The sequence below is a fragment of the Micromonospora sp. DT231 genome (genome assembly GCF_049847025.1).
Taxonomy (GTDB): Bacteria; Actinomycetota; Actinomycetes; order Mycobacteriales; family Micromonosporaceae; genus Micromonospora.
Window position 1 is genome coordinate 149507 of record NZ_JBNCNO010000006.1, and the last position, 26693, is coordinate 176199.

General features: G+C 72.4%; 30 protein-coding genes. 11 read left to right on the forward strand and 19 right to left on the reverse strand.

Annotation, left to right across the window (positions count from 1 at the left end; genetic code table 11):
• Positions 1–8: 8 nt before the first annotated feature.
• Complete coding sequence (locus ACPXBU_RS17590; RefSeq protein WP_425758853.1) at positions 9–974, forward strand: alpha/beta hydrolase family protein; 966 nt, start codon at positions 9–11, stop codon at positions 972–974.
• Positions 975–1091: 117 nt separating this feature from the next.
• Here ACPXBU_RS17590 and ACPXBU_RS17595 read toward each other — a convergent pair whose 3' ends face one another.
• The 3 genes from ACPXBU_RS17595 to ACPXBU_RS17605 form a co-directional block, all read right to left on the reverse strand.
• The gene (locus ACPXBU_RS17595; protein WP_425758854.1) at positions 1092–2054 is read right to left on the reverse strand and encodes a zinc-binding dehydrogenase; all 963 of its coding nucleotides are present in this window, start codon (positions 2052–2054) and stop codon (positions 1092–1094) included.
• A 221-nt stretch (positions 2055–2275) separates the two neighbouring features.
• Positions 2276–3454, reverse strand: coding sequence for an NAD(P)-dependent malic enzyme (locus tag ACPXBU_RS17600; RefSeq protein WP_425758855.1), 1179 nt, complete (start codon positions 3452–3454; stop codon positions 2276–2278).
• A gap of 145 nt (positions 3455–3599) precedes the next feature.
• Positions 3600–3950 (reverse strand): S24 family peptidase, encoded by a 351-nt coding sequence (locus ACPXBU_RS17605; protein WP_425758856.1) that lies wholly within the window; start codon positions 3948–3950, stop codon positions 3600–3602.
• A gap of 83 nt (positions 3951–4033) precedes the next feature.
• On the opposite strand from ACPXBU_RS17605, the gene sodN reads away from it, so the two are divergent.
• From sodN to ACPXBU_RS17620, 3 genes are read left to right on the forward strand one after another with little or no spacing between them, the layout of a single operon-like run.
• Positions 4034–4438, forward strand: coding sequence for a superoxide dismutase, Ni (gene sodN / locus ACPXBU_RS17610; RefSeq protein WP_357377472.1), 405 nt, complete (start codon positions 4034–4036; stop codon positions 4436–4438).
• Complete coding sequence (locus tag ACPXBU_RS17615) at positions 4435–5046, forward strand: GNAT family N-acetyltransferase (protein ID WP_425758857.1); 612 nt, start codon at positions 4435–4437, stop codon at positions 5044–5046. Before sodN ends, ACPXBU_RS17615 begins: the two co-directional genes overlap by 4 nt.
• Entirely contained in the window at positions 5043–5450 is a 408-nt protein-coding gene (locus tag ACPXBU_RS17620) for an ATP-binding protein (RefSeq protein WP_393371936.1), read from the forward strand. Before ACPXBU_RS17615 ends, ACPXBU_RS17620 begins: the two co-directional genes overlap by 4 nt.
• 22 nt (positions 5451–5472) lie before the next feature.
• On the opposite strand, the gene ACPXBU_RS17625 is transcribed toward ACPXBU_RS17620, so the two are convergent.
• Complete coding sequence (locus ACPXBU_RS17625) at positions 5473–5907, reverse strand: hypothetical protein (RefSeq protein ID WP_393371939.1); 435 nt, start codon at positions 5905–5907, stop codon at positions 5473–5475.
• Between ACPXBU_RS17625 and ACPXBU_RS17630 the strand changes: the two genes are divergently transcribed.
• Together ACPXBU_RS17630 and ACPXBU_RS17635 are read left to right on the forward strand one after the other, a co-directional pair.
• A complete protein-coding gene (locus ACPXBU_RS17630; protein WP_393371942.1) occupies positions 5906–6856 on the forward strand; it encodes a diacylglycerol/lipid kinase family protein in 951 nt (316 codons plus the stop codon). The two genes, ACPXBU_RS17625 and ACPXBU_RS17630, sit on opposite strands and share 2 nt — an antisense overlap.
• Positions 6857–7306: 450 nt before the next feature.
• Positions 7307–7564, forward strand: a complete 258-nt coding sequence (locus tag ACPXBU_RS17635; RefSeq protein ID WP_088950012.1) for a WhiB family transcriptional regulator — start codon at positions 7307–7309, stop codon at positions 7562–7564.
• A gap of 67 nt (positions 7565–7631) precedes the next feature.
• Here ACPXBU_RS17635 and ACPXBU_RS17640 read toward each other — a convergent pair whose 3' ends face one another.
• From ACPXBU_RS17640 to ACPXBU_RS17660, 5 genes are all read right to left on the reverse strand, one after another.
• A complete protein-coding gene (locus ACPXBU_RS17640; RefSeq protein ID WP_425758858.1) occupies positions 7632–8444 on the reverse strand; it encodes a sirohydrochlorin chelatase in 813 nt (270 codons plus the stop codon).
• Positions 8426–9187, reverse strand: a complete 762-nt coding sequence (locus tag ACPXBU_RS17645) for a phosphoadenylyl-sulfate reductase (protein ID WP_425758859.1) — start codon at positions 9185–9187, stop codon at positions 8426–8428. Before ACPXBU_RS17645 ends, ACPXBU_RS17640 begins: the two co-directional genes overlap by 19 nt.
• The gene (locus ACPXBU_RS17650; protein WP_167393614.1) at positions 9184–9345 is read right to left on the reverse strand and encodes a hypothetical protein; all 162 of its coding nucleotides are present in this window, start codon (positions 9343–9345) and stop codon (positions 9184–9186) included. The genes ACPXBU_RS17645 and ACPXBU_RS17650 overlap by 4 nt, the downstream gene beginning before the upstream one ends.
• Entirely contained in the window at positions 9342–11054 is a 1713-nt protein-coding gene (locus ACPXBU_RS17655) for a nitrite/sulfite reductase (protein ID WP_393371948.1), read from the reverse strand. The genes ACPXBU_RS17650 and ACPXBU_RS17655 overlap by 4 nt, the downstream gene beginning before the upstream one ends.
• A 293-nt stretch (positions 11055–11347) precedes the next feature.
• On the reverse strand, positions 11348–12259 hold the full coding sequence (locus ACPXBU_RS17660; protein WP_393371951.1) for an ArsR/SmtB family transcription factor: 912 nt from the start codon (positions 12257–12259) through the stop codon (positions 11348–11350).
• Positions 12260–12322: 63 nt separating this feature from the next.
• Here ACPXBU_RS17660 and ACPXBU_RS17665 point away from each other — a divergent pair, with 63 nt between their 5' ends.
• Positions 12323–13348: an aldo/keto reductase family protein gene (locus ACPXBU_RS17665; RefSeq protein ID WP_425758860.1), complete on the forward strand. Its 1026-nt coding sequence runs from the start codon at positions 12323–12325 to the stop codon at positions 13346–13348.
• Between the two features lie 35 nt (positions 13349–13383).
• Positions 13384–14889 carry a glycosyltransferase family 39 protein gene (locus ACPXBU_RS17670; RefSeq protein ID WP_425758861.1) on the forward strand — a complete coding sequence of 502 codons (1506 nt, stop codon included), beginning with the start codon at positions 13384–13386 and terminating at the stop codon, positions 14887–14889.
• A 77-nt stretch (positions 14890–14966) separates the two neighbouring features.
• Here ACPXBU_RS17670 and ACPXBU_RS17675 read toward each other — a convergent pair whose 3' ends face one another.
• On the reverse strand, positions 14967–16562 hold the full coding sequence (locus tag ACPXBU_RS17675; protein ID WP_393371958.1) for a histidine kinase N-terminal domain-containing protein: 1596 nt from the start codon (positions 16560–16562) through the stop codon (positions 14967–14969).
• 25 nt (positions 16563–16587) lie between these two features.
• A complete protein-coding gene (locus ACPXBU_RS17680) occupies positions 16588–17619 on the reverse strand; it encodes an SIS domain-containing protein (protein WP_393371961.1) in 1032 nt (343 codons plus the stop codon).
• Between the two features lie 189 nt (positions 17620–17808).
• Here ACPXBU_RS17680 and ACPXBU_RS17685 point away from each other — a divergent pair, with 189 nt between their 5' ends.
• A complete protein-coding gene (locus ACPXBU_RS17685) occupies positions 17809–19641 on the forward strand; it encodes a tetratricopeptide repeat protein (RefSeq protein WP_425758862.1) in 1833 nt (610 codons plus the stop codon).
• Positions 19642–19863: 222 nt separating this feature from the next.
• Here ACPXBU_RS17685 and ACPXBU_RS17690 read toward each other — a convergent pair whose 3' ends face one another.
• Positions 19864–21453, reverse strand: a complete 1590-nt coding sequence (locus tag ACPXBU_RS17690; RefSeq protein WP_393371966.1) for an MDR family MFS transporter — start codon at positions 21451–21453, stop codon at positions 19864–19866.
• A 112-nt stretch (positions 21454–21565) separates the two neighbouring features.
• Between ACPXBU_RS17690 and ACPXBU_RS17695 the strand changes: the two genes are divergently transcribed.
• Positions 21566–22174, forward strand: a complete 609-nt coding sequence (locus tag ACPXBU_RS17695) for a TetR/AcrR family transcriptional regulator (RefSeq protein WP_393371968.1) — start codon at positions 21566–21568, stop codon at positions 22172–22174.
• A 12-nt stretch (positions 22175–22186) separates the two neighbouring features.
• Here ACPXBU_RS17695 and ACPXBU_RS17700 read toward each other — a convergent pair whose 3' ends face one another.
• The gene (locus ACPXBU_RS17700; protein ID WP_425758863.1) at positions 22187–22696 is read right to left on the reverse strand and encodes a GNAT family N-acetyltransferase; all 510 of its coding nucleotides are present in this window, start codon (positions 22694–22696) and stop codon (positions 22187–22189) included.
• Positions 22693–22908: a biotin/lipoyl-binding carrier protein gene (locus tag ACPXBU_RS17705; RefSeq protein WP_357403262.1), complete on the reverse strand. Its 216-nt coding sequence runs from the start codon at positions 22906–22908 to the stop codon at positions 22693–22695. The genes ACPXBU_RS17700 and ACPXBU_RS17705 overlap by 4 nt, the downstream gene beginning before the upstream one ends.
• Positions 22909–23137: 229 nt before the next feature.
• On the opposite strand from ACPXBU_RS17705, the gene ACPXBU_RS17710 reads away from it, so the two are divergent.
• Positions 23138–23212 carry a 50S ribosomal protein bL37 gene (locus tag ACPXBU_RS17710; protein ID WP_369814844.1) on the forward strand — a complete coding sequence of 25 codons (75 nt, stop codon included), beginning with the start codon at positions 23138–23140 and terminating at the stop codon, positions 23210–23212.
• 121 nt (positions 23213–23333) lie between these two features.
• Here the strand turns inward: ACPXBU_RS17710 and rsrA are convergent, their stop codons facing one another.
• From rsrA to ACPXBU_RS17735, 5 genes are all read right to left on the reverse strand, one after another.
• Positions 23334–23621 (reverse strand): mycothiol system anti-sigma-R factor, encoded by a 288-nt coding sequence (gene rsrA / locus ACPXBU_RS17715; RefSeq protein WP_030336658.1) that lies wholly within the window; start codon positions 23619–23621, stop codon positions 23334–23336.
• Position 23622: 1 nt separating this feature from the next.
• Positions 23623–24447: a sigma-70 family RNA polymerase sigma factor gene (locus tag ACPXBU_RS17720; RefSeq protein ID WP_357348978.1), complete on the reverse strand. Its 825-nt coding sequence runs from the start codon at positions 24445–24447 to the stop codon at positions 23623–23625.
• 227 nt (positions 24448–24674) lie between these two features.
• Entirely contained in the window at positions 24675–25292 is a 618-nt protein-coding gene (locus tag ACPXBU_RS17725) for an alpha/beta family hydrolase (protein WP_425758864.1), read from the reverse strand.
• A gap of 51 nt (positions 25293–25343) precedes the next feature.
• On the reverse strand, positions 25344–25736 hold the full coding sequence (locus ACPXBU_RS17730; protein WP_393371977.1) for a WhiB family transcriptional regulator: 393 nt from the start codon (positions 25734–25736) through the stop codon (positions 25344–25346).
• Between the two features lie 200 nt (positions 25737–25936).
• Complete coding sequence (locus ACPXBU_RS17735; protein ID WP_425758865.1) at positions 25937–26647, reverse strand: SOS response-associated peptidase; 711 nt, start codon at positions 26645–26647, stop codon at positions 25937–25939.
• Between the last annotated feature and the right edge of the window lie 46 nt (positions 26648–26693).

The following is a 26693-nucleotide window of genomic DNA, read 5'->3' on the forward strand; positions in this document are numbered from 1 at the left end:
TCGGAAACATGTCGCGTCGCGTCACTCCCGCACTGCTGGCCAGCGCCGTGCTCATGGCCGGTCTGGTCGGCTGCTCCACGCAGACCCGCCCGAGCCAGCACGCGCCGGCACCCGTCGAGCCGAAGGCCGCCGCCACGCCGACACCGCAGGTCCCCGCCGGCAGGGCCCCGCAGCACACCTTCGCGGTCGGCGTACGCCAACTGAAGCTGAACCGGAACGGCCGTGCGCTGCCGACGACGCTCTGGTACCCGGCGGCCGGGCAGTCCGGCGGCGCGGCCAGGCGGTCGGCGGCGGCGGCCGAGGGCCGGTTTCCGGTGGTGATGTTCAGTCACGGCCTGGGCGGTCGGCCGGACGACTACGCCACGCTGCTGACCCGGTGGGCGGCGGCGGGATTCGTGGTCGCCGCGCCGGCCTTCCCGCACACCTCGGCGGGCGCGGACAACAACGTCCTCGACGTGCTCAACCAGCCGGCCGACGTGTCGTACGCGTTGGACCGGGTGCTCGCGCTGGGCACCACGGCCGACGACCCGTTGCGGGGCCGGTTGGACGCCGAGCGGGTGGCCGCGGCCGGGCACTCGGCGGGCGGGGTGACCACCATCGGGCTGTTCACCATCGCCCGGGACGAGCGGCTGGACGCGGGCGTGGTGTTCGCGGGCACGGCGCTCGGCGTGGGCACCGCGTTCGCCGGCGCGGCCGCCCCGCAACTGTTCGTGCACGGTGAGCTGGACGAGGTGGTCGAGTACGCGGCGGGCAAGGCCGCGTACGACAAGGTGCCCTGGCCCAAGGCGATGCTGAGCCTGCCGAACGGCGACCACGGACGGACGATGCTCAAGGACAAGGCCGCGCTGCGGGTCGTGTCGGACACGTCGGTCGAGTTCCTGCGCTGGTCGCTCTACGGCGACGCGGCGGCCAAGAAGCGCATCCCCACCGACGCGACCCGCGGCGACATCGCCACCTTCGACGACCACCTCTGAGCGGGCGGGCGGGCCGGCCGACCAGGGCGAAGATCCGCGCAACATCAGGGATGGTGCTGCCTCAGCGCGGCCCGAGGCAGCAGTTTCCCCGTTGTTGCGCGGATCATGGAGGCCGCGTCAGGCGGTGTGGTCGATGACGACCTTGCCGAAGGCGTCGCCGGAGTGCAGGCGGGCGAAGGCGTCCTCGACCCGGCTGAACGGGACGACGCTGTCCACCACCGGGCGCACCTCGTTGTCGGAGCAGAACGCCAGCAGTTCGTACAGCTCACCCGGCGTGCCCATCGAGGTGCCCAGGATCTCCAACTGCATCGCGAAGACCCGACGCAGGTTGACCGACGGCTCGTGCCCGGCGGTCGCGCCGGAGACCACGATCCGGGCCATCGGGGCGGCCGACTTCAGCGAGTGGTCGAAGGTGGCCGCGCCCACCGTCTCGATCACCACGTCGACGCGTTCCGGCAGCCGGGCACCGGGTTCCACGGCGGTGGCGCCGAGAGCCGAGATCCGGTCCCGCTTGCCGGCGTCGCGGCTCGTCGCGTACACCCGCTTGCCCATCGCGACGGCGAGCGCGACGGCCGCGGTGGCGACGCCGCCGCCCGCGCCCTGGACCAGCACGCTGTCGGCGTCCGCGACGCGGCCCTTGGTGGTCAGCATCCGCCACGCGGTCAGCCAGGCCGTGGGCAGGCACGCCGCGTCGGTCGCCGCCATGCCGTCCGGCAGCGGGATCAGGTTCGATCGGGGTACGGCGACCCGCTCGGCGAGGGTGCCCGCGAAGTGCTCGGAGAGGATGGAGACCCCGCGTGGGTCACCGGGAGTGACGACCACCGGGTACACGACCACCGGGCGGTCCTCCGGGTCCAGCCCCACCGCGTCGCAGCCGAGGATCATCGGCAGCTGGGCCTCGGTGAGCCCCACACCGCGCAGCGACCAGAGGTCGTGGTGGTTGAGCGAGGTGGCCCGCAACCGCACGGTCACCCAGTCGTCGGCCGGGGGCGTCGGCTCGGGCCGCTCACCGACGGTGAGGGCGGCGAGCGGATCGGCGTCATTGAAGCGGGAGGCAAAGGCGGCACGCATGATCGGCACGGTAACAAGCTGAGCGGCCGTTAAGAAGGCGCGCGACGCACGCCGCGCCCGTGCGCCCCGGCCGGCACACAGGCGTGCGGCACATGCCGCGCCGGAACGCCCCGGCCCGGGCCGGCACACAGGAGTGCGGCACGTGCCGCGCCGGAACGCCCCGGCCGGCACACAGGAGTGCGGCACGTGCCGCGCCGGAACGCCCCGGCCCGGGCCGGCGCACAGGCGGGCTAGCGGCGGGCGACGCCGTCGCGGCGGGCGGCTTCGGCGACCGCCTCGGCGACGGCCGGCGCGACGCGCGGGTCGAGCGGCGAGGGGACGATCGCGTCGACGGTCAGCGACTCGGCCACCACGCCGGCGATGGCGTCCGCGGCGGCGACCTTCATCGCCTCGGTGATCCGGGTCGCGCCGGCATCGAGCGCCCCGCGGAACACCCCGGGGAAGGCCAGCACGTTGTTGATCTGGTTGGGGTAGTCACTGCGCCCGGTGGCGACCACCGCGACGTGCCGGGCGGCGACCTCGGGGTGCACCTCGGGGGTCGGGTTGGCCAGCGCGAACACGATGCCGCCGGGTGCCATTCCCGCCACCGCCGCTTCGGGGATCTGCCCGCCGGAGACCCCGATCAGCACGTCCGCGTCGCGCAGGGCCTCGGTGATGTCGCCGTGGCGGCCGTCGGCGTTCGTGGTCGCCGCCAACTCGGCCTTGGTGCCGGTCAGCTCGGTGCGGTGCCGGCCGATGATGCCCTTGGAGTCGCAGACCACCACCTGGTCGGGGTTGACGCCCCCGGCGATCAGCATCTTCGTCACGGCCACGCCGGCCGCGCCCGCACCGCTCACGGCGACCCGCAGGTCGCCGAGCTTGCGGTCGAGCAGGGTGGCGGCGTTGCGCAGCGCGGCGAGCACCACGATCGCGGTGCCGTGCTGGTCGTCGTGGAAGACCGGGATGTCCAGCGCCTCGTCGAGCCGGCGCTCGATCTCGAAGCAGCGCGGGGCGCTGATGTCCTCCAGGTTGATCCCGCCGAACGAGGGGGCCAGCGCCCGGACCACGGCGACGATCTCGTCGGCGTCCTGCGTGTCCAGGCAGACCGGCACGGCGTCCACCCCGCCGAACTGCTTGAACAACACCGCCTTGCCCTCCATCACCGGCAGCGCGGCACGTGGGCCGATGTTGCCGAGCCCGAGCACCGCCGAGCCGTCGGTGACCACCGCGACGGTGTGCGACACCCAGGTGTAGTCGTCCACCAGGGCGGGGTCGGCCGCGATCGCCTCGCACACCCGGGCCACCCCCGGGGTGTACGCCAGGGAGAGGTCCTCCCGGCTGGTCAGCGGCACTGTCGACGTGACGGCCATCTTGCCGCCCCGGTGCAGCAGGAAGACGGGATCGGCGGGGTCCACGGTGGACGAAGACATGGTGGTGACTCCAGGATCTGTCGAGCAGATGTGAGGCGGCCGGGCCTGGCCGCGAGGTGGGCGGCGAGCGGTGGCACGCGGTACGGGGGGTCACCCGAGCACTTCCGAGCATAGTGTCGACACCCCCACCCTGATGTGAGCGGGGTCATAACCGGTGACGACGTACCCGACCGGGGCGCGGCCAGTAGCGGATCACCACCCGTCCCCGTACGTCGGCGACCCCGTACGCCCGGGAGTCGTCGGTGACCAGCTCGTTGTCGCCGCGCAGCCACCAGCCTCCGTCCTGCTGCCGGACCGCCCGCTTCACCACCAGCAGGTCGGGACGGGTCCGGAAGACCGCGACCACCACGTCTCCGGGCCGGATCCGGCGGCCGCCGGGGCGGACCAGCACCGAATCGCCGTGCCGCAACGTCGGCGCCATGGACGGGCCGACCACCAGGACAGCGGTCAACGGTCCGCGCAACGGCGACACCTCAGGCGGGTGATCGGCGCCCACGGGTTTCACCTCCGTCCGTTCGGAAAGCATCCCCAGGAGTAATGTCGCCTTTGATCATCGCAAACTTCCCATGGAGGATCCTGATGCGATTTCCGCGCATCCTCGCGCCCCGCGTAACCGCGAGCGCACACTGCGACCTGCCGTGTGGTGTCTACGACCCGGCTCAGGCTCGGATCGAGGCCGAATCGGTCAAAATGATCTGCGAGAAGTACCAGGCGAACACCGACCCGGAGTTCCGTACCCGCGCCATCATCATCAAGGAGCAGCGCGCCGAGCTGGTCAAGCACCACCTCTGGGTGCTCTGGACCGACTACTTCAAGCCGCCGCACTTCGAGAAGTACCCGAACCTGCACAGCCTGTTCAACGAGGCCACCAAGCTCGCCGGCGCCGGTGGCGTCAAGGGCAGCCTCGACCCGGCCACCGCCGACAAGCTGCTCTCGAAGATCGACGAGATCTCGAAGATCTTCTGGGAGACCAAGAAGGCGTGACCTCTCCGGTCATCCCGACGATCCGGCCGGCACGTCCCGAGGACGTGCCGGCCGTCGTCGCCATGGTGCACGAGCTGGCGGAGTACGAACGGGCCCCCGACCAGTGCCACCTCACCGTCGAGCAGCTGATCTCGGCCCTGTTCCCGACGGCTCCGGATCCCGGCGTGACGTCGGACCCGCCGAGCCGGAGTGGCCGGTCGCCCGCACCGGCGCTCTTCGGTCACGTCGCGGTCGACGAGCGGGACGAACCGATCGGCTTCGCGCTGTGGTTCCTCAACTTCTCCACCTGGGCCGGCGTGCACGGCATCTACCTGGAGGACCTCTACGTCCGGCCGACCGCCCGGGGCTCCGGGGCGGGTCGGCTGCTGCTCGCCACCCTGGCCGAGATCTGCGTACGACGCGGCTACCGGCGGCTGGAGTGGTGGATGATCGACTGGAACCCGGCCGCCGGGTTCTACGCCTCGATCGGCGCGGAGCAGATGAGCGAGTGGGTCCCCTATCGGCTCAGTGGTGACGCGTTGCGGACGCTTGCCGGCCATGCCGCCCCCGCTGGCACGCGTGCGGACGACCGACCGGGTAGAGTCCCCGACCGGGGGGATGAGGCGTGACTCAACTGACTGGCCAGCCAGCGATCGACGACGACGTGGTGCACCTCACGGTGCCCGCCGACGGCGGTTACCTTGGCGTGCTCCGCACCGCCACCGCAGGTCTCGCGGCCCGGTTGCAGTTCGCGCTCGACGAGATCGAGGATCTGCGGATCGCGGTCGACGAGGCGTGCGCCATGTTGCTCGCCATCGCCACCCGCGATGCCGAGTTGGAGTGCCGCTTCGCGGTCACCGAGGACGCGCTGACCGTCGAGGTGACCGTGCCGACCGTGCGTGGTGCCACGCTGCCGGCCGAGTCGTCCTTCGCCTGGAAGGTGCTCACCGCGTTGACGACGTCGGCATCCGCCACGGCCGCCGACGGTCGGGCCACGATCGCGCTGCTCACCCGCCGCTCCGGCGGCTACTGACCGGCTCCGCGCGCCGGGTCGGTCACTGCAGGCCGAGTGCCCGGGTCGTCGGAGGGCTGACCAGCAGCCAGCCCACGCCCAGGCCGAGCGCCATCAACGGCACGCCCAGCCAGCCCAACCCGCCCTGGATCATGAACCATCCGATCGGCAGCAGCATCAGCTGAAGCACGATCGCGGGCGCGCGGGCGCCCGCCCTGCGGCGCGACAGGGCCCGGCCCAGCGCCCAGAGCACGACCGCGGCCCCGATGGCGAACGCGGTCACCAGCAACGCCGACGCCAGATCGGTGGTGGTGGCCGTGAGGTCGGCCCAGACCAGCCATGCCGCGATCAGCCCGACGACGGCCGCCTCCGCCCACAGCAGCCGGACCGCCCAGCGGAGCGTGACGGGGAACGGGGCCGAGTCGATGGTCACGCGCGCCACGATACCCGGGCTACCGGGAGGTACAGTGCCGCCCATGCACGCCGTCCTGGTGGTCAATCCAAAGGCCACCACCACCAGCGAACGCAGCCGGGACGTGCTTGTCCGGGCGCTGCGCAGCGAAGTCGACCTCAGCGTGCGTTACACCCGGCGGCGCGGACACGCGATGGCGCTGGCTCGGGAGGCCGCGGCCGAGGGCGTCGATCTGGTCGTCACCCTGGGTGGGGACGGCACCGTCAACGAGGTGGTGAACGGCCTGATGACGGCCGACCCGCCACCCCGCGCCGGCGACGCGCCGATGGCCGAGCGGTTGCCCGCGCTGGCGACCGTGCCGGGTGGCTCGACGAACGTGTTCGCCCGTGCCTTGGGTCTGCCCCGGGAGTGGCCGGAGGCGACCAGCATGATCCTCGAAGGGCTGCGGCTGGGCCGGAGCCGGACGGTGGGGCTGGGCCGCGCGGACGACCGCTACTTCACCTTCTGCGCGGGGTTCGGCCTGGACGCCGCGGTCATCCACCGGGTGGAGCAGGCCCGGCGCAAGGGCCGGGTGTCCACGCCGACGCTCTATCTGCGCTCGATCATGAACCAGTATTTCTTCGCCTCGGACCGCCGGCATCCGGCGATCGTGCTGGAGCGTCCGGGCGAGCCGGCCGAGGAGGAGCTGGCCACCGTCATCATCCAGAACACGGCACCGTGGACGTACCTGGGCGACCGGGAGGTCAACCCGAACCCGGCGGCGTCGTTCGATCTCGGGCTGGATGTGCTGGCGTTGCGTCAGCTCCGAGTGGCTAGCACAACACGGACAGTGACTCAGTTCCTGGCTCGGCAACCGGATCCGCGCGGTCGACAGGTGTTACGACTCCATGACACGGCGGAGTTCACCCTGCTCTCCAGCCGTCCGCAGGCCTTCCAGCTGGACGGCGACTATCTCGGCGAGCGGGAGAAAGTCAGATTCACCTCCGTTCCCGCCGCACTGAGAGTAATCTGCTAGGTCTCGGGTACTGCCCTAGGTCGACACGGTGGCCGCAACCGATCGACGTGGTCACCGCCACACCGAGGGGCAGGTGCCGGAAATGTCAGCAATGTCACGCGGACTGTACTATATTGATCCTCGGCTGTGGCACACCGGGTAATCGGGAAAGCTTCGAAAACCGGACAAAGGGGCTGTGGGCTTGCTCACCGCCCGGAGTTTTTCCGAGCGTCACCCTTGACATCACGACTGTTCGTGAAAGTATTCACAAGCGAACTTGAGTTACCGGGACATTGCCTGGATATGCTCGACAGGTTGAGCTGTTCCAGCAGGTCCCCGGCGCTGAACGCCTGCTCACGCACTGCCGAATGGACGGACGCTAACCGTCACCATCGGCACTGCGGATGCATATAGAAAAAGCACGACCAAGCAATTGTTCGCCACCCATCCAGAATGAGGAGTGTTGCCGCCATGGACTGGCGTCACCATAGTGTCTGCCGCGACGAGGACCCGGAGCTGTTCTTCCCGATCGGGACGTCTGGACCGGCTCTGCTGCAGGTCGAGCAGGCAAAGGCCGTCTGCAGGCGCTGCTCCGTGACCGACCAGTGCCTGCAGTGGGCGCTCGAGTCGGGTCAGGACGCCGGCGTCTGGGGCGGGATGAGCGAAGAGGAACGGCGGGCCGTCAAGCGGCGCGGCGGCCTCCGCGTGCTGCGCGCTCACTCCGCCTGAACCCAACGACACCGCTGTACGCCCCGGTGGGTCCACCCACCGGGGCGTTCCGCTTTCTGCCCCCGCCTCAGCCGGCCGGTGCCACGACGTGGCCGGACGACTCGTCATCGACCCGGCGCAGCACCACCTCGACCAGCTCCGGCGCGTCGGTCAACGGGGCGGACACCGCCACCGCGCCGGCCGCCCGAGCCGCCTCGGTCACCGCGTCATGGAACAGGCCCGGCGCCAGGAAGTACGCGGACACCGCGACCCGCCGTGCGCCGGCCGCCCGCAGCCGGGAGACCGCCACACCTGCCGCCGGCGGAGCCGCCGAGGCGTACGCCACCCGACAGGGCACCCCGAACTCCGCGCCGAGCGCGTCCGCGGCCTGACCCACCGATCGGCGGGCCCGCGCGTCCCGGGTGCCCGCCGCGGCCAGCACCAGCGCGTCGAAGCGGCCCGGTCGCACCTCGGCGAGCCGTCGCCGCAGCCCGGCCAGCAGCCCCGGATCGACAGTGCCGTCCGCCGGGCCCAGCACGTCGGTCACCCGTACCGTCAGTGGTGACTCGGCCCGCACCGCGGCGCTGACGGCCGCCGGGATGTCCACCCGATGGTGGTACGCGGCGGTCAGCAGCAGCGGCACCAGCACCGCCCGACGGTGACCGGCCACCGCCAGACCGCGCAGCACCTCGGTCGGCCCCGGCTCGGTGTGGTCCAGCCAACTCGCCCAGACCTGTGTGCCGGGCCGGGCCGCCGACACGGCCCGGGCGAGTGCCCGGGTGGCGTCGGCCGCTCGTGGATCCCGGCTGCCGTGTGCGACAAGCACCACCGGGGCCGCCCCGCCGGCCGCACCTGGGCCGGTCGGGGTGGTCGCCGGCGAGGTCAGACGTGCAGTCCGCACTCGGTCTTCTCGAACATGGCCCACCGGCCGGCCCGCGCGTCCTCGCCGGCCTTGGTCCGTCGGGTGCACGGCCAGCAGCCGATCGACCCGTACCCCTGCTTGAACAGCTCGTTCACCGGCACGTTGAAGCGGGCGATGTAGGCGTCCACGTCGGCCTGCTTCCACGCCGCGATCGGGTTGACCTTCACCTTGCCGCGCCGCGCGTCGAAGGTCACCACGGGCGTGTTGGCCCGGGTCGGCGACTCGTCCCGGCGCAGGCCCGCGGCCCAGGCGTCGTACCCGGACAGCGCCCGCTCCAACGGCTCCACCTTGCGCAACTGGCAGCAGTCGTCCGGCGACTTGTTGAACAACCGGGGCCCGTACTGGCCATCCTGCTGACCGACGGTGAGCCGGGGCCGGATCGACCGGACGTTCACCGGGAGCGTGCGGGCCACCTCGTCGCGGACCCGTAGCGTCTCCGGGAAGTGCAGGCCGGTGTCGAGGAAGACCACGTCCACCCCGGGCGCCACCCGGGACACCAGGTGCGCCAGCACCGCGTCGGCCATCGAGCTGGTGACGCAGAACCGCTCACCGAAGGTCTGCGCCGCCCAGCGGGCGATCTCCAGCGCCGGAGCGCCCTCCAGATCCAGGGCCGCCTGCTCGGCAAGCGTCCGCAGCTCGTCGGGGCTGCGTCCGGACGGGTCGGCCGAGGTCGAGGCACCGGGCCCGACCAGGCGCAGGCTCGCGGCGGAGACGAGACTCATCGGGTCACCGCCCGCGAGAGCAGCCCGGTGAACTTCACCGAGAAGACCCGGGTGCAGGCGTGGCACTCCCAGGCGCCGTGCCCCGCCTCGTGCGGACGCAGGTCCTCCTCGCCGCAGTACGGGCAGTACAGAGGTGCCGCTCGGTTCTCGCTGCTCACCGCAGTGCCTCCTCGTCGACTCTGATCACCCAGTTGGCGAACGTCTCGCCCTCGCTCCGACCGGCCAGGTAGCGACGGGCCAGCCGTTCCACGTACTCCGGAAGCTCTTCGGCGGTGGTCTTCAGGCCGCGTAGCTTGCGGCCGAAACCGGCGGTCTGCCCCTGGGCCATGCCCAGCCCGCCGCCCAGGTGCACCTGGAAACCCTCGACCTGCCGGCCGTCCGGGCCGACCACCAGTTGGCCCTTGAGCCCGATGTCGGCCACCTGCGTGCGGGCGCAGGCGTTGGGGCAGCCGTTGATGTGGATCGAGATGTCCGCGTCGAAGTCACGCAGCCGCTGCTCCAGCCGGGCCACCAACTCCTCGCCGCGGGCCTTCGTCTCGACGATGGCCAGCTTGCAGTATTCGATGCCGGTGCACGCCATGGTGCCGCGTCGCCAGGCCGACGGCCGGGCCTCCAGGCCGATGCCCCGCAGCGCGTCGACAAGCGACTCCGTCCGCTCCGACGGCACGTCGAGCACCAGCAGCTTCTGGTACGGGGTGAGCCGCACCCGGTCGCTGCCGTGCGCCTCGACCACGTCGGCGAGCTGGGCGAGCTGCCCGCCGGAGACCCGCCCGACCACCGGGGCGGCGCCCACGTAGTGCCGCCCGTCGGCCTGCTCGTGCACGCCCACGTGGTCGACCGGCTTGGCCGGCAGGACCGGCGCCGGCCCGTCGAGCAGGGTGCGACCGAGGTAGTCCTTCTCCAGGACCTCGCGGAAGCGTTCCACTCCCCAGTCGGCCACCAGGAACTTCAACCGGGCCCGGTTGCGCAGCCGGCGGTAGCCGTAGTCGCGGAAGATGCCGACCACCCCGGCCCACACGTCCGGGATCTCGGCCATCGGCACCCAGACGCCGAGCCGCTGGGCCAGCATCGGGTTGGTGGACAGGCCACCGCCGACCCAGACGTCGAAGCCGGGGCCGTGCTCGGGGTGGTCGACACCGAGGAACGCGATGTCGTTCGACTCGTACGGGGTGTCGACGAGCCAGGAGATGGACGTCTTGAACTTGCGGGGCAGGTTGGAGAACTGCTTGTCGCCGACGTACCGGGCGACGATCTCGTCGATCGCCGGGGTCGGGTCCAGCAGCTCGTCGCGGGCCACCCCGGCGACCGGGCTGCCCAGCACGATCCGGGGGCAGTCGCCGCACGCCTCGGTGGTCTGCAGGCCGACCGACTCCAGTCGCCGCCAGATCTCCGGCATGTCCTCGACCCGGATCCAGTGGTATTGGATGTTCTGCCGGTCGGTGATGTCGGCGGTGTCCCGGGCGAACTCCCGGGAGATGTCCGCGACCACCCGCAACTGCGCCAGGCTGAGCTGGCCGCCGTCGATGCGGACCCGCAGCATGAAGAACTCGTCTTCCAGCTCGTGCGGCTCCAGCACGGCGGTGCGTCCGCCGTCGATGCCCGCCTTGCGCTGCGTGTAGAGGCCCCACCAGCGGAACCGGCCGCGCAGATCCTGCGGGTCGATCGAGGCGAAACCGCCGCGCGCGTAGATGTTCTCGATGCGGGCCCGAACGTTGAGCGGGTCGTCGTCCTTCTTGATCCGCTCGTTGGGGTTGAGGGGCTCGCGGTGGCCGAGCGCCCACTGACCCTCACCCCGGGGCCGGCGGGGCGCCCGGGCCGGGCGGGTCGTCGGGTCCTCGGAACGGGCCGGGGTGCTGCTGACCGCCATCGCGGCGTCCTCCGTTGTCTGCGGTGCCTCGAAGCAGGCGGGGCGCGACGGCCGGCCCGGCGGAAGCGGGCGGGACAACGGTGTCTTCAGACAGCCGGCGCGGAGCGCACCCGAGACAGATTGGTCGGGCGTCGTCAGGAAGCCGGACAGATCGCGCTGCGCACGCGGCCGTAATCGACGTGGCGACGGGCCACGAAGCGGCGGACGACAGCGGCGGTCATGCCGACCATGCTGCCACACGACATGAGGCCCGGCCAATGTCCACGTGCGGGATCCCACATCACGGGCCAGGGCTAGCCGACGAGTTGGTCACCGAGGATGGTTCGGGCATAGCGGACAACCCGCCCCTGCCGTACGCCGGCGATCAGGCCGTTGTCCCGCAGCGTGGTGAGGTGGTGCGACGCGGTCGCCGCCGCGAGACCCAACATCGCGGCCACCTCGCCGGTGCTCAGCGGTGTGTCGAGCAGGGACAACGCCGCCGCCCGCGTACCGCCGAGCAGCGCGCCCAGCGCGGCGCTGGGCGGCGGCGACGTCCACAGCCCGCCCAACCCGACGGGCGGATAGCAGAGCGCCGGCCCGGCGTCACCCTCCATGATCGCGTGCACCGTCGGCCCGGCGAAGGAGGTGGGCAGCAGCGTCCACGGGCAACCGGCCACCTCGGCCGGCCGGGTCGTGCCGACAGCGACGCGCAGTGCCGTGCCGTCCCAACGGATCGACGGGTGCAGCTCACGGAGCAGGGTGCGACCGCCCTGCTCGGCGGCGAGGAGCGTCCGCCGCCGGATGTCGGCCAGCGCGAGCGCCCGCAGCCGTGGCCAGTCCGGCGCGATCAACAGGGCGAAGTAACGACGGAGCTGCGCGACCAGCTCGGCCGGGGCCAGCCGGGGCGCACCGGCCCGGTCCAGTTGCCGCCGTACCCTCCTCGGGTCGGTGCCGGCGACCGCCCGTAGCTCGGCCGCCAGATTCGGGGCCGCCCCGATCGGAGTGAGGAAGTCCGGCACGTACCCGTTGGACGACGTGAGCACCGCCAGCAGCGGCTCCAGGCCGGCACCGGGCAGCAGCCGCTCGGCACGCTCCCGCCAGGGCCGGTGCATCCAGTACTTGGCGGGCTTTCGCAGCGCCCAGGAACTGGCCACCAGCTCGGCGAGCGGTGAGTGCACGAACCGGACCCGACTCAGGTCGTCAGGCGTGAACCGAACCTCGATCACCGACAGATTCGACCACGTTCGAACGGTTCGGCGACAGCGCACGACCGCCGGAGGATCCGAGCCATGGAATACAGGCAACTGGGCCGGTCGGGCCTGCGCGTCAGCGCGGTCGCGTACGGCAACTGGGTCACCCACGGCAACCAGCTCGATGACGACGCGGCCGGCGCGTGCGTGGCCGCCGCCCTGGAAGCGGGCATCACCACCTTCGACACCGCGGACCGGTACGCCCAGGGGCGGGCCGAACTGGCGCTGGGCAAGGCGCTCAGTGGCGTCCGGCGCAGCTCGATCGAGCTGTGCACGAAGGTGTTCCTGCCGGTCGGGTCCGGGGCCAACGACTCCGGACTGTCCCGCAAGCACATCATCGAGAGCTGCCACGCCTCGCTGGGCCGGCTGGGCACCGACTACGTCGACCTCTACCAGGCGCACCGGTACGACGACAGCGTGCCGCTGGAGGAGACGATGCTCGCCTTCGCCGACCTCGTCCGCCGGGGCAAGGTGCTCTACGTCGGCGCCTCCGAGTGGACCGCCCCGCAACTGCGTGCGGGCCTGCGGCTCGCCGCCGACCTGCACGTCCCGTTCATCGCCAACCAGCCGCAGTACTCGATGCTGTGGCGGGTGGTGGAGGCGGAGGTGGTGCCCGCCAGCGCGGAACTCGGGCTGGGTCAGCTCGCCTGGGCGCCCCTCGCGATGGGCGTGCTCACCGGCAAGTACGAGCCCGGCCGGCGACCGCCCGCCGACTCCCGGGCCACCGACGGCTTCGGCGGGTCGTTCATCGCCCGCTACTCATCGGATCTGCTGCTCTCCCGGGTCCGTCAGCTCCGGTCGATCGCCGATGCCGCCGGCTGCACGATGGCCCAGTTGGCGGTGGCGTGGGTGCTGCGCCGACCGACGGTGGCCAGCGCGATCGTCGGTGCGTCCCGACCCGAGCAGCTCGCCGAGACCGCCGGTGCGGCCGCGGTCCGGCTGGACGACGAGCTGATGGAGCGGATCGATGCCGTCCTCGGCGAACTCGTCGAGCGTGACCCGGCGAAGACGGCCCGGCCGAACGACGTCATGCCCGCCTGGCGCCCACCGCCTGCGGCCGCCTGACACCACGAACGGCAGGACCGTGGCAGGCTCGGGACGTGGGCAGATTGTCCGAGTCGACCGGCGCGGCGTGGGACCGGCTACGCCGCGTACCGGTCTGGGTTCCTCCGGCGCTGCTGACCCTGGCGGTGACCCTGACCGGGTTGGGTTCGGCCCAGCTCTGGCGCGACGAGCTGGCGACCTGGAGCGCGGCCAGCCGGTCACCCGAGGACCTGGCTCGGTTGGCCGGCACCATCGACGCCGCCACCGGGCCGTACTACCTGCTGATGCACGGCTGGACCGCGATCGTCGGCGACTCCACGATCGCCCTGCGCGGGCCGGCCGTGCTGGCGATGACCGTGGCGGCCGGGTTGCTCGCCGTGCTCGGCGCGCGCCTGGTCGACAGGCGTACGGGCCTGTTCGCCGGGCTGCTGTTCGCGGTCCTTCCCGGCACGTCCCGCTACGGGCAGGAGGCCCGCCCGTACGCGTTGGCCACCATGCTCGCGGTGCTCGCCACCCTGCTGCTGGTGGCGGCGCTGCGCCGGCCGAGCTGGGCCCGCTGGGCCGGGTACGCCGCCGCCGTCGCCGCCCTCGGGCTCCTCCACCTGATCGCGCTCACCCTGCTCGCCGCGCACGGCCTGGTCGTCCTGCTCGTCTGGTGGCGCGGCCCGGCCGTGGCCGGCGTCGCCGCCCGCCACCACCGCGCCGACGAGCGGGACCGGCGGGTGTGGCGGTGGGTGGTCGCCGTGGTGCCGGCCGCGCTGCTTGTCGCTCCCCTGCTGCTCAAGGCCCGGGCCCAGCGGTCCCGACAGCTCGACTGGGTGCACCTGGTCCGCCTGGACGACCTGACCGCACTGCCCGGCGGGGTGGCACAGAGCAGCGTGGTGGGTGGCCTGCTGGTCGGGGTCGCCGCGCTGGGCGCGGCCCGGCTCGGGCGGCGCGCCCTGCTGCCGGTGAGCGCGGTGCTGCTGCCCGTGCTGCTGCTCTTCGCGGCCGGCGAGGTCGTACCGCTGTGGGTGCCCCGGTACCTGGTCTTCGTGGTGCCGTTCGCCTGCCTGCTGGCGGGTGCCGCGGTGGCCGCGGTGGCCCCGCCGGCCGCGCTCGCCGTGGTGGTCCTGGCCGGGTTGCTCGGCCTTCCCGACCAGACGGCGCTGCGGCGCACCCACGAATGGCCGCGCAGCGCGCCGGTGGACTACGCGGGCGCGGCGCGGGTGATCGCCGACGGTCAGCGGCCGGGCGACGCGGTGGTCTACTCGCCCCGGCAGAGCTGGCTCTTCCTCGACCTCGGCATCGAGTACCACCTCGACGACCCACCACGCGACGTGCTGGTCACCGAGGACGAGGTCCGCCGGGGCGACCTGTGGGCCGCCGAGTGCCCCCAGCCGACGCAGTGCCTGGCCGGTACGACACGTGTGTGGCTGGTGATCTCCGGTCGGCACGCCGAGCCGCTGGCCGCCGTGACCGGCGTCAAGGGCGACGCCCTGCGCGCCGACTTCACCGTCGCCCAGGTCTGGCCGCGCCCCGGCCTGACCGTCGCCCTGCTGACCAGCCGCCCCGGCCGCTGAGCCACGGCCGCTGGCGTCGGCAGCCCGTCAGGCCGCGACCACCGGGCGGACGGCGGCCGTGCGGCGGGGCGCGGCGGTCAGGCCTGGGAGCGACCGTCGTGGGCGTTGCGGGCCAGCGGGACGACGAGCACGGCCTCGGTGCCGCCGGTGGCGCCGGCTCGCAGCTCGATGGTGCCGCGCAGCTCCCCGGTGACCAGGGCCCGGACGATCTGGAGGCCGAGCCGGCTGGCGCGCTCCGCGTCGAAGTCCGGCGGCAGTCCGCGCCCGTTGTCGGTCACCGAGACGTGCAGCATCTTGCGGAACCGGTGCGCCGAGACCACCACCTCCGGCCGGGTCGCGGGATCACCCTCGGGCGCCACCGGCGGCACCAGGCCCGCACCGGGGGCGGGCGCGGGGGCCTCGTCCGCCTCGTCGGCCGGCGGGAAGCCGTGCTCGACGGCGTTGAGCAACAACTCGTTGAGGACCATCACCAGCGAGGTGGCGATCTCCGCCGGCAGCACACCGAAGCTGCCCCGCCGACGCATGCCGACGCTCACCTCGGTCGCCGCGACCTCGGTCGCCGCGCTGGCCACCCGGTCGACGATGCCGTCGAACTCGACCGCCTCGTCGCTGGACATGGAGAGCGTCTCGTGCACCAGGGCGATCGAGGCGACCCGGCGGACCGACTCCTCCAGGGCGACCCGCGCCTCCGGCATGGCCACCCGGCGGGCCTGCAACCGCAGCAGCGCGGCAACGGTCTGGAGATTGTTCTTCACCCGGTGGTGGATCTCCCGGATGGTGGCGTCCTTGGTGATCAGTGCTCGATCCCGGCGGCGAACCTCGGTGATGTCCCGGACCAGCACGAGCGCGCCGATCGGCACCCCGGCGGGCATCAGCGGCAGTGCCCGGGTGAGCATCGTGGCACCGCGGGCGTCGATCTCCCGGCGCGGTGGCGCCTCGCCGCGCAGGGCGGCCAGGATGCCGTTCGCCGCCTCGGTGCCGTCCAGCGGATCGCCGGCAAGCCGGCGGTGCAGCGCGGCCAGATCCTCGCCCACCAGGTGGGAGGCGTAACCCAGCCGCCGGTACGCGGACTGCGCGTTCGGGCTGGCGTAGGTGACCTTGCCGCCGGCATCGAGCCGGACCAGGCCGTCGCCGACCCGGGGCGCGGAGGTGGTCTCGCCGGGATGCCGCGGCGGCGGGAACGTGCCATCCGCGATCATCTGCGCCAGGTCGTCGGCGGTGGTCAGGTAGTTGAGCTCGAGCTGGCTCGGGGTACGCGCGGTGGAGAGGTTGGTGTCCCGTCCCACCACGGCGATCACCTCGCCGGCCTCCCCCTCGGCGGTCCGCAGCCGGACCGGGATGGCCTCGTGCCGGGCCGGCACGTCGCCGTACCAGACCGGGTCGCCCTCCCGCCAGATCCGGCCCTGGGAGTACGCCACCTGAAGGTGGGCCACCTCCGGCCCGCCGACGATCCGCCCCACCTGGTCGTCCTGGTAGGCGGTGGGTGCGGTGGTCGGGCGGACCTGGGCGACGCACAGGAACGTGCCGTCGGCGTCGACCGGCACCCAGAGCAGCAGGTCGGCGAAGGAGAGATCGGAGAGCAGTTGCCAGTCGCCGGCGATGCGGTGCAGGTGGTCGATGTCGGCCGGACGGAGATGGGTGTGCTCCTCGGCGAGGTCGCGCAGCGTTGACACGGTGACCAGGGTGCCACGCCGCGCCTCACATCGTCGCGGTGACCTTCTTCAACCCGCGCGGCGCGTCCGGGTCCTCGCCTCGGGCCAGCGCCAGGGCCAGCGCCAACCGCTGCAACGGCAGGATGTCCAACAGCGGGGCGTACCGCTCGTCGACCTCGGGGACGGCCAGCCGGGTGGCGCCCGGCACGTCGGCGGAGCCGACCACCACGACGTCGGCGCGGCGTTCGCCGAGGCGGGGCAACACCTCGCCCATCGCGCGTCCCCCCGGCCCGGAACCCACCACGGCGAGCACCGGGACCTCCGGGTCGGTCATCGCGAGCGGGCCGTGCAGCAGGTCGGCGCCGGAGAAGGCGAGCGCCGGCAGGTACGAGGTCTCCATCAGCTTCAGCGCGGCCTCCCGGGCGGTCGGGTAGGCGTACCCCCGGCCGGTGGCGACCAACTGGCGGGCGAACCGGTAGCGCGGCGCGAGCCGGGCGGGGGTGTCGTCGGCCAGGGTGCGTTCGGCCAACTCGGGCAGCGCGTCGAGCATCTCCCGTTCGGCCGCGGGGAGCACGCCGTCGCCGGCCCGGATGCCCTCCACGAGCATCAGCAGCGCGAGCAGTTCGGCGGTGTACGTCTTGGTGGCGGCGACCGCCCGCTCGTGCCCGGCGGCGATGTCGACGCTCAACTCGGCCACGTCCACGAGCGGCGACTCCGGCGCGTTCGTCACCGCGAGTGTCAGCGCGCCGGACGCGCGGGCGGCACGCAACACCTCGGCCAGGTCGGGTGAGCCACCGCTCTGGCTGACCCCGACGACGAGCGCGTCGGACAGGTCGGGGCGGGCCCCGAACAGGGTGACGGCGCTCGGCGAGGCGAGCCCGGCGGGCAGACCGAGCCGGATCTCGGTCAGGTACGCCCCGTAGAGGGCCGCGTGGTCGGAGGTGCCCCGGGCGGTGAAGACCACGTGCCGTGGGCGACGTTCGGCGATGACCGCCGCCACCCGCGCGATCTCGGCGGCGTTGGCGGCCGAGAGCAGGCGGGCGTAGCCAGCCGGCTGCTCGTCGATGTCGGCGGCCATTCCAGCCCCTGCATGTGACACGGAAATCCCTCCCCCTGCGCGGTTGCCGCGCGCTTCTTGCTCACTCTTGCGCTTTTAAGCGTATCTCAGCGGCTGAACGAGCAGGACTGCGCAGGTGATCACCAGTTGATCTCAATATCAACTAAGCTTTGAGTGCACCCGACCCCAGCCCCGCGACGAGAGGACGACGTGCCCGAGGGAACGGACGACCCCGCGCTCTCCGCGACGGAGGAGCTGGCGCTGGCCCGGCTGGCACTCGACGAGGGCGACCTGCACCACGCCGCCGGCCACCTCGCCGGCGCGCTGGCGCAGGCCCCCACCCTCCCGGAGGTGCACGAGACGCTGGCCCGACTCGCCGCGGCCAGCGGCGGTGGCCTCAACCTCTTCCCGATCAACCACCACACCTTCGTGGGCGCGGTCGTCGCCCGCGCCCATCTGCTCGCCACCGCCGGCCGCCCCGCCGAGGGGCTGGAGCTGCTGGCCGCGGCGACCTCGTACGCGCCCGGCACCGAATGGGCCGGCGTGCCCTGGGTCACCGCGCCCGAACTGGCCGAACGGCTGGACCCGGAGCACATCGCCCGGGTCCTCATGCAGGTCTGCGCCGCGCTGCCGGACCCGGTGCCACGGGCCGACCGGGGCGCCCTCGCGCCGTACCTCTTGTTGGCCCGCAACGCCGCCACCGTCCACCCCGAGCACGGCCTGCTGCTGGGCGCGGCGTCCGCGCTGGCCCGGCGTCTCGGTGAGGCCGCGCTGGCGGTGCGCTGGGCCACCCGAGGGGTACGCGCACAGCCCTCGAAGATGGGCGAGGTCTGGCTCGGGTACGCGTACCGCAGCGCGGGCCGGACCCGCGACGGCCTCGCCGCCCTCGGTCGGGCCGTCGAGCTGGACCCCGACGACCTGGCGATCTACGCGGACATCGCCGGCACCCTGGCCGAGATCGGCCGGCTGGACGAGGCGCTGGAGTGGACCGAGCGGGCGTTGGCGCGCGACCCGTCCTTCGACTGCGCGGTGCACACCGCGCATCGGCTGCGGCACCTGCGCGACGGCGACCTGGCCCACCTGGTCGCGCTCGCCGACTTCGTCCGCGACCACCCCGACGACAGCCACGAGCACGGCGACCTGGCCCAGTGCTGCCGAGGCCGACCCTGGCTCGGCCAACTGACCCCGGCCGGCGGCCCACTCGTCGACGCGCTGCGCCAGGCGGTGGCCGATGACGACAACGGGTCCGGCAGCGCCGTCCGCCTGCCCGCCGCGGCGCCGCCCAGCGCCGTCCGGACGGCGACGTCCACCGCCCCCGGGCTACGGATCGACATCGTCGGCACGCCGGAGCCGGACCCGCGCGAGCCCCGGCGGGCGTCGGCCCAACGGTTGTGGCACTACGCGGACAACATCCCCACGCCCGCACTCCCGGCGCCCTCGGCGACGGCTGTCGAGCGGATCGGTCAGCTCGCCCACCCGGCGTGGCCGCACCCACCGGCGGCGTACGACGCGGCGGTGGGCCTCGCCGGCCTCGACGTGGCGGACCTGCTCGGCCTGCTGGTGCACCCGCCGGCGGCGCCGGCCAACGCGGTGGGTCGGCTGCTGGCCGCCCACGACCCGTCGATCTGGGTGCGTGGCGTGCAGGTGTGGGCGTGCCTGGGGCTGCTGCACCACCGCACCGACGAGCCGTGGGAGAGCTCGACCCGGCGTCGCGTGCTGCTCGACCTGATCTGGGACGTCGAGGACTGGGTCACCGAGGCGGCACTGTTCGCCCTGGTCACGGCCGCCTGGGTGGATCCCTCGGTACGGTCGGACGTGGCACGGGTGGTGGCGGAGCGGCTCGCCGACGCGGCCACCGTCGCTCGGGCCCGGCCGGTGCCGATCGCCGTCTCGCTGGCCCACCTGGCGCTCGCCGTCCCGGAGCTGGACAAGGCCACGGCGGCACTGGCCACCGAACTGCTCGACACGCGGTCCTCCCGGCTCCCCCGCCCCCGCAACCCCCTCCGTCGCCTCTGGCAACGCCTAACAACCCGCCGCCCCTAACCCACCCGGCCCGGCCCGGCCCGGCCCGGCCCGGCCCGCCCCGCCCCCACCCGCCCCGGCGATCTTGCACTTTCTGTTGCCGTTTTGTCGGGAACAGGGGCTTATGTCGGAACAGAAAGTGCAAGATCGCGGGGAGGGCAGCGTGCCGCGCGGGAGCGCGGGGAAAGCAGCGCGCCGCGCCGGCCCGTAGGGGCTGGCGCGGCGCGGCACGGGGGGTGCGGGTCAGGCGACCGGGGCCGCCTTGCCGAGGGCGATCTCGGCCTCCTCTTCCGGAGTGGCCTGCGGCGGCGCCTCGTTGGCGGTGCGCAGCGGGATCTCCTTGATGAACCAGGCGAGCACCGGGATCGCGATGGTGAACACCACCGCCCAGAGGAACACGTGCGAGATCGCGTCGGAGAGACCGCCGAGCACCAGCTCGCGCGCCTGGGCGGGCAGGTCCTTGAGCTTCTCCAGGTCCATCCCGGCGCCGCCGGACTCGCCGCCGAAGGCGCGACCGCCCTCGGAGTTGGCCAGCCGGCTGGCGAAGATCGCGCCGAACAGCGAGATGCCGAACGAGCCGCCGATCGACCGGAAGAACGTCGCCGCGCCACTTGCCGCACCGAGGTCCTTCTGCTCGACGCTGTTCTGGGCGATCAGCATCGACGTCTGCATCAGGAAGCCCATGCCGACACCCAGCACGACCATGTACAGCGACGACATCAGCTTGCTGGTGTCGGTGTCGAGCATGGACAGCAGCGCCATGCCCGCGGTCATCACGACGCCACCGATGATCGGGTACGCCCGGTACCTGCCGTTCTTGGTGATCGCCCGGCCGATGACGAGCGAGACGACGAGCATGCCGAACATCAGGGGCAGCAGGAGCAGACCGCTGTTGGTCGCCGACGCCCCCTGCACGGTCTGCTGGTAGAGCGGCAGGAAGTTCATCGCGCCGAACATCGCGAAGCCGAGCAGGAAGCCGATCACCGAGATCAGCGCGAAGTTACGGTTCGCGAAGAGCGCCAACGGCAGGATGGGCTCCTGGACACGGCGCTCCACCAGGCCGAACGCCGCCAGCGCGACGACGGCCAGCACGGCCAGGCCGAGGATCTGCGGCGACGTCCAGTCGTACTCGTTGCCGCCCCAGGTGGTGATGAGCACGATCGCGGTGATGCCGATGGAGAGCAGCCCGGCCCCGAGCCAGTCGATCCGGTGCTCGGTGCGGTACTTCGGCAGGTGCATCGTGGTGATCAACACGAGCAGCGCGATCCCACCCAGCGGCAGGTTCACGTAGAACGCCCACCGCCAGGAGAGGTGGTCGGTGATGAAGCCACCGGCCAGCGGGCCGGCGACCATGGCGATCGCCATGATGCCGGCGATCATGCCCTGGTAGCGCCCACGCTCGCGGGGCGGGACCAGGTCACCGATGATCGCCATCACGCCGACCATGAGCCCACCGGCGCCGAGGCCCTGCACGGCGCGGAAGGCGATGAGCTGGACCATGCCGTCCTGCGGGCCGCCGAGCATCCCGGAGCCGGCCATGCCACAGAGGGCGGAGCCGACGAGGAAGATGATCACCGAGGTCAGGAAGACCGACTTGCGGCCGTAGAGGTCACCGAGCTTGCCCCAGATCGGGGTGGACACGGTGGTGCCCAGGACGTACGCGGTTACCACCCAGGTGAAGTGGTTGAGGCCGCCGAACTCGCCGACGATGCGCGGTAGCGCGGTGCTGACGATCATGTTGTCGAGCATCGCGAGCATCATCGCGATCATCAGCCCGAACAGCACGACCCGGATGTTGTTGGGTCGTACGCCGGTCTGGGTTGCCTGTGTCATGGGTAAGCTCCCCCGAGTGATTGTCGCACTTACTTGCCGCCCGGCTAGTCACCTTACTAGCCGTACGGTAAGTTGGGTAGGAAGCCACGGTCAAGCCGATAGGAGTGCGTGAGTGAGGGAGAGCACAGGCGGGACGCGGGAGCGGATCAAGGCCGTCGCGCTCGAACTCTTCACCGAGCAGGGTTACGAGAAGACCTCGCTACGGGAGATCGCCGAGCGCCTCAACGTCACGAAGGCCGCGCTCTACTACCACTTCAAGAGCAAGGACGACATCGTCGCCAGCTTCGTCGAGGACCGGCTGCAGGGGATGGACGAGCTGAACGCCTGGGCCGCGACGCAGCCCGCCACGCTGGCCACCCGCCGCGAGCTGATCTCCCGGTACGCGGACACGATGTTCGACGGCACGCAGCCGTCGGTGATGCGCTTCTTCGAGCAGAACCAGACCGCACTCAAGAGTCTCTCCGCCGGCCAACAGATGCGCGGTCGGATGTTGGAGCTGGCCGACGCGCTCTGCCGGGGCGACGAGTCCCCCGCCGCCCAACTCCGGGCCGCGCTGTCGATCTTCGCGGTACACACGAGCTGGTTCGCGGTCCGCGCGCCGCACATCAGCGACGACGAACGCCGCAAGCTCGCCCTGGAGGTGGCCGACGAGCTGCTGGCCGCCATCGGCACAGATCCCGACGCGAGCGACGACGGCCGACCCCCCGCCGGTCTGGGCTGACCGGTCGGCGGCTCAGCCGCGCGTCAGGTCCAGTCGCAGACCGAGCAGGTCCACGCCTGCCGCCGGCGCCCAGTCCTTCTCCGGTGCCCGGACGAACCCGAGCCGCGAGTAGAGCCGGTGCGCCGGATCGGCCATCCCGGCCCGCACGCAGATCACCAGCGCCGCGCAACCCAACTCGACGGCACGCGCCACGCACGCCTGCGCCAGCGCCGCGCCGACACCCCGGCCCTGAGCGCCCGGGTCGACCGCGAGCATCCGGAACTCCGCCTCGCCGGGCCCGGACAGCTCGGCGTACGGGGTGCCCGGCAGCACGAAGGTCACCGAGCCGAGCACCGCCTCGGTCGCCTCGTCGACCGCGACCAGCACCGCGCCGCTGGCGGCCCGGGTCGCCACATCGGCAAGCACCTCGCCGTACCCGTGCTCGCCCTTGAGCTGGCCGTCCGCCTCGTACGCGGCAACTGTCAGCCGGGCCACCGTCGGGAAGTCGGCTGGCTCGGCCGCACGAACCCGCACCCCGCTCAAGCAATCACCGCGATGAGATCGCCGTCCTGCACGACGTCGCCCTCGTGGACCGCGAGCTGCTCGAGCACACCGTCGGACTCGGCGACGACCGGGATCTCCATCTTCATCGACTCGAGGATCACCAGGGTGTCGCCCTCGGCCACGGTGTCACCCGCCGTGGCGACGACCTTCCAGACGTTCGCCACCATCTCGGCGCGGATCTCCTCGGCCATGTCCGGGCCCTCCCTTTTCGCGATGTGCCTGCCGACGTATCCAATCATGCGACGTCCGCCGGTGGGCGCGCAGCGGCACGGCCGGGATGGCGCACCCGCCCCGGGGAAAGGCCGCAGGTGTCGACCGCACTACCATCAGCGGGTCGGACCCGATGCCGGGCCGCCGGTGGCCACACCGGCGCCGAGGTCGTGGGCAGCACAGGTCCGCCCCCATCACGAGGAGGTCAGCATGGCGAAGAAGTCCCGGAAGAAGAAGGCTCGTAAGAAGAGCGCCGCGAACCACGGCAAGCGTCCCAACTCCTGAACGGGTCGACGGGCCGGCGGCCCGTCACCGATCAGCTCGACCCGGCCGACGCCGGGTACACCGGTGGCCCGGGTCGACAACGACCCGGGCCACCGGTCTTGACGCTGTGCCGCGCCGACGCTCAGTCGGCCAGCTCGCGGGAATCACTCGTCTCGAAGACCACCAGCTCGGTGAGCTTGACCCGCAGTCGCTCGCGCAGCTCGTCCGGGGCGGTCTCGTTGCCACAGCACCGAGCCACCAGCGCCCGCACCTCCTGCTCCAGCCCGTACTCACGCAGGCAGGGCCCGCACTCGTCCAGGTGGTGCCGGATCAGCGAGCGCCGCTCGTCGGCGCACTCCAGGTCCAGGTAGAGGTAGACCTCCGCGAGCACCTCGCGGCAATCCGTCTCGTGCGGCTCCCCACAGCTCACGTCACACCTCCCGGCCGGCGGCGGCGGTCGAGCCCTTGGACGAGCGGGCCGCACTGAAGCCCCGCTCCCCGGCGTAGCGCTCAAGCAACTTGCGCAGATTACGACGGCCCCGGTGCAGACGCGACATCACCGTGCCGATCGGCGTGCCCATGATGTCGGCGACCTCCTTGTAGGAGAAGCCCTCGACATCGGTGAGGTAGACGGCGAGACGGAACTCCTCCGGCAACTGCTGGAGGGCCTCCTTGACGTCGCTGTCCGGCAGCCGGTCCAGTGCCTCGGTCTCGGCGGAGCGCAACCCGCTCGAGGTGTGCGACTCGGCCTCGGCGAGCTGCCAGTCGGTGATCTCCTCGGTGGGCGCCTGGATCGGCTGGCGCTGCCGCTTGCGGTAGGAGTTGATGTAGGTGTTGGTCAGGATCCGGTAGAGCCAGGCCTTCAGGTTCGTGCCCTGCTCGAACTGGTGGAAGGCCGCGTACGCCTTCAGGTACGTCTCCTGGACCAGGTCTTCGGCATCCGCCGGGTTGCGTGTCATCCGCAGCCCAGCAGCGTAGAGCTGATCGACGAATGGCATCGCGTCCCGCTCGAACCGGGCCCTGCGCTCGTCCGTCTTCTCGGTGGTCAACCGCACATCCCCTCGCGTCGGATGCTTTCCCGCCGAGGATACGCGCACGGACCTGCCCGCAGATTCACTTCCGGCCGGTGTGCCCGTGCTCACCGCACCCACCCCGCCCGGTCCCGCCGTCGCGGGCCACTCCGGGCCATCCAGCAGCCGCTTCAGCTGCCGGGCGTCCCGCTCGTCCCGTTCCAGGCTTCGTGTCTCGGTCGGCACCGGTCACCCCCCTCGCAGAAAAGTCTTCCGGGGTTTGTAACGCGAGATGACCACTGGGACATTCCGGCCGCCCTCCCGTTCCTGGTCCCGGCCCCGACGGCGGCCGGCGCTGGGACCAGGAAGGGCCTGGGAGGACTGGTGTCGCCGGTCCGGATCGGAGCCGGTGGCACCATCGGATGCAACGACCCGCGCCCGGCACCGGAAACGGTCGCCCGGGCGAGCCGGGATCAGGCGGACGCCCAGCCCCGGGCGCGCAACCAGGTCCGGACGACGGCGGCGGTGCCCGCCGGGTCCCGCCGCAGGTCGTGCGTCTCCCCAGGACGGGTCACCACCTGCACGGTCGGCCCCGGCTCCGGTGTCCCGAACGGGTCCCGGTCGCCGTTGACGACAAGCGTCGGTAGGCCGGTGTCCAGTTCAGCGGCCCGCGAGCGCTCCGGCCGCCCGGGCGGGTGCAGCGGAAAGGCCAACGCGAGCACGCCTGCCGCGCCCACCGCACGGGCCGTACGGCAGGCCACCCGGGCGCCACTGGAACGGCCACCGACCAGCACCGTCGGCACGTCGGCGTGCCGCTCACGCAGCACGGTGAGCACCGCCGTCCAGGCCTCGTCGAGGTGACCCGCGGGTGCCGGCGCACGGCGGCCGGCGACCCGGTAGGGCTGGGTCACCCGCGCCACCACCAGGCCGGCCTCGACCGCCGCGTCCCGGACCGCGAGCAGGTCCGGGGCGTCGACGCTGCCGCCCGCGCCGTGCCCGAGCACGAGCAGAGCGCGGGCCGGGCGGGACGGCAGGTCGGTGTCGATCCGCGCCGGACCACGCGGTGTGTTGATCTCGTCGCTGGGCAGCACCGACCCATTCTGCGCCGCCGGACCGGCGACGGGTGCGGGCCGGTGGGCCGATCAGCTCAACGGGACCAGGGTGAGCAGCCGATCCCGCACCGGCGGGCCGGCGTCGTCGACGGCGTCCGGATCCGGCTCGACCTCGCCACGCCAGGCGACAAGCATCGCCCGGCGTTCGCGAGGTGTCGTGGCACCCCACACGCCGTGGCAGTCACCGACGTCGAGGGCCCAGGCCAGGCAGGACCCCTGCACGTCGCAACTGCGACACAGCGAGACGGCGGCGTCCGCCGGTTCGTTCGGTGCCGGAAAAAATGTCTCCGGATCGACGCTCTGGCATGTGCCTCTGGTGCGCCACGCGTCGTCTTCTCGTCGTTCCCGCACGGCCCGCAGCAGTCGCGGATCTCGCCGCGCCGCAGCCACCTCGTGCGGCCTAGGCATACGCGCCCGTGTCATCCACCCACCTCCCCCGTGGGACCGGCAAAATCGGTGGACGCCATTCGCCCCGTGCGAATCGACAGCCACTACCGGCGCTGTGTTCTATCGCACTTCACAACACCGAGACAAGGGTCTGCCGGGAACATGACTGAACGGCCAGGAGACGAATCGCGCGCAACCCTGGCAAATCGGCGCTTGACGATGTGCGGCGGTCGGTCTCAGAACAGGGTCAGCTCCTGCGGTCGCACCGCTGGCTCCACCGACACCCGGGCGGTCAATTGCGGCCCGTCATTGCGGACGTCGCCCACCGCCGGACCGACCGGCCGGATTTCCAACCCGGCGAGCCGCTCCGCCGACGGCGGGAGGAGCAGCCGCTCCGGCTCGTCGGTCGGCGCCAGCCAGGACGACCAGTGCTCGGGCGACAGCAGCACCGGCATCCGGTCGTGCACCTCGGCCAGCTCGCCGAGCGCCGCGGTGGTCAGCACGCTGAAGGTGAGCCGGGTGTCGGCCTCGGACTGCCAGACCGACCAGATGCCGGCCAGGGCGAGCACCGAACCGTCGCTCGGCGTCAGGTAGTAGGCCTGGCGCCCACCCTCGGGGCGACGGACCCACTCGTACCAGCCGTCCGCCGGGACCAGGCAGCGGCGTCGGGAGAACGACCCGGCGTACGCCCGACTGGTGGCCACCGTCTCCGCCCGCGCGTTGATCATGCGGGCCGCCCCGGCGGGGGACCGGGACCAGTGCGGCAGCAGACCCCAGCGACCGACACAGAGGCTGCGGTGCCCATCGGGGCTCACCCGGACCAGCGGCACCGGGTCGGTGGGCGCGACGTTGTGATCCGGTCGGAGCAGGCCGTCGGTGTCGTCGGACGACTCGAACAGCGCGCTCAACTCACCGGAGGTCCGGGTCGTCGCGTACCTGCCGCACATGGACCACACGCTAACGCGTCCCAGCCTCGCCGGCTGTCCCGCCAAC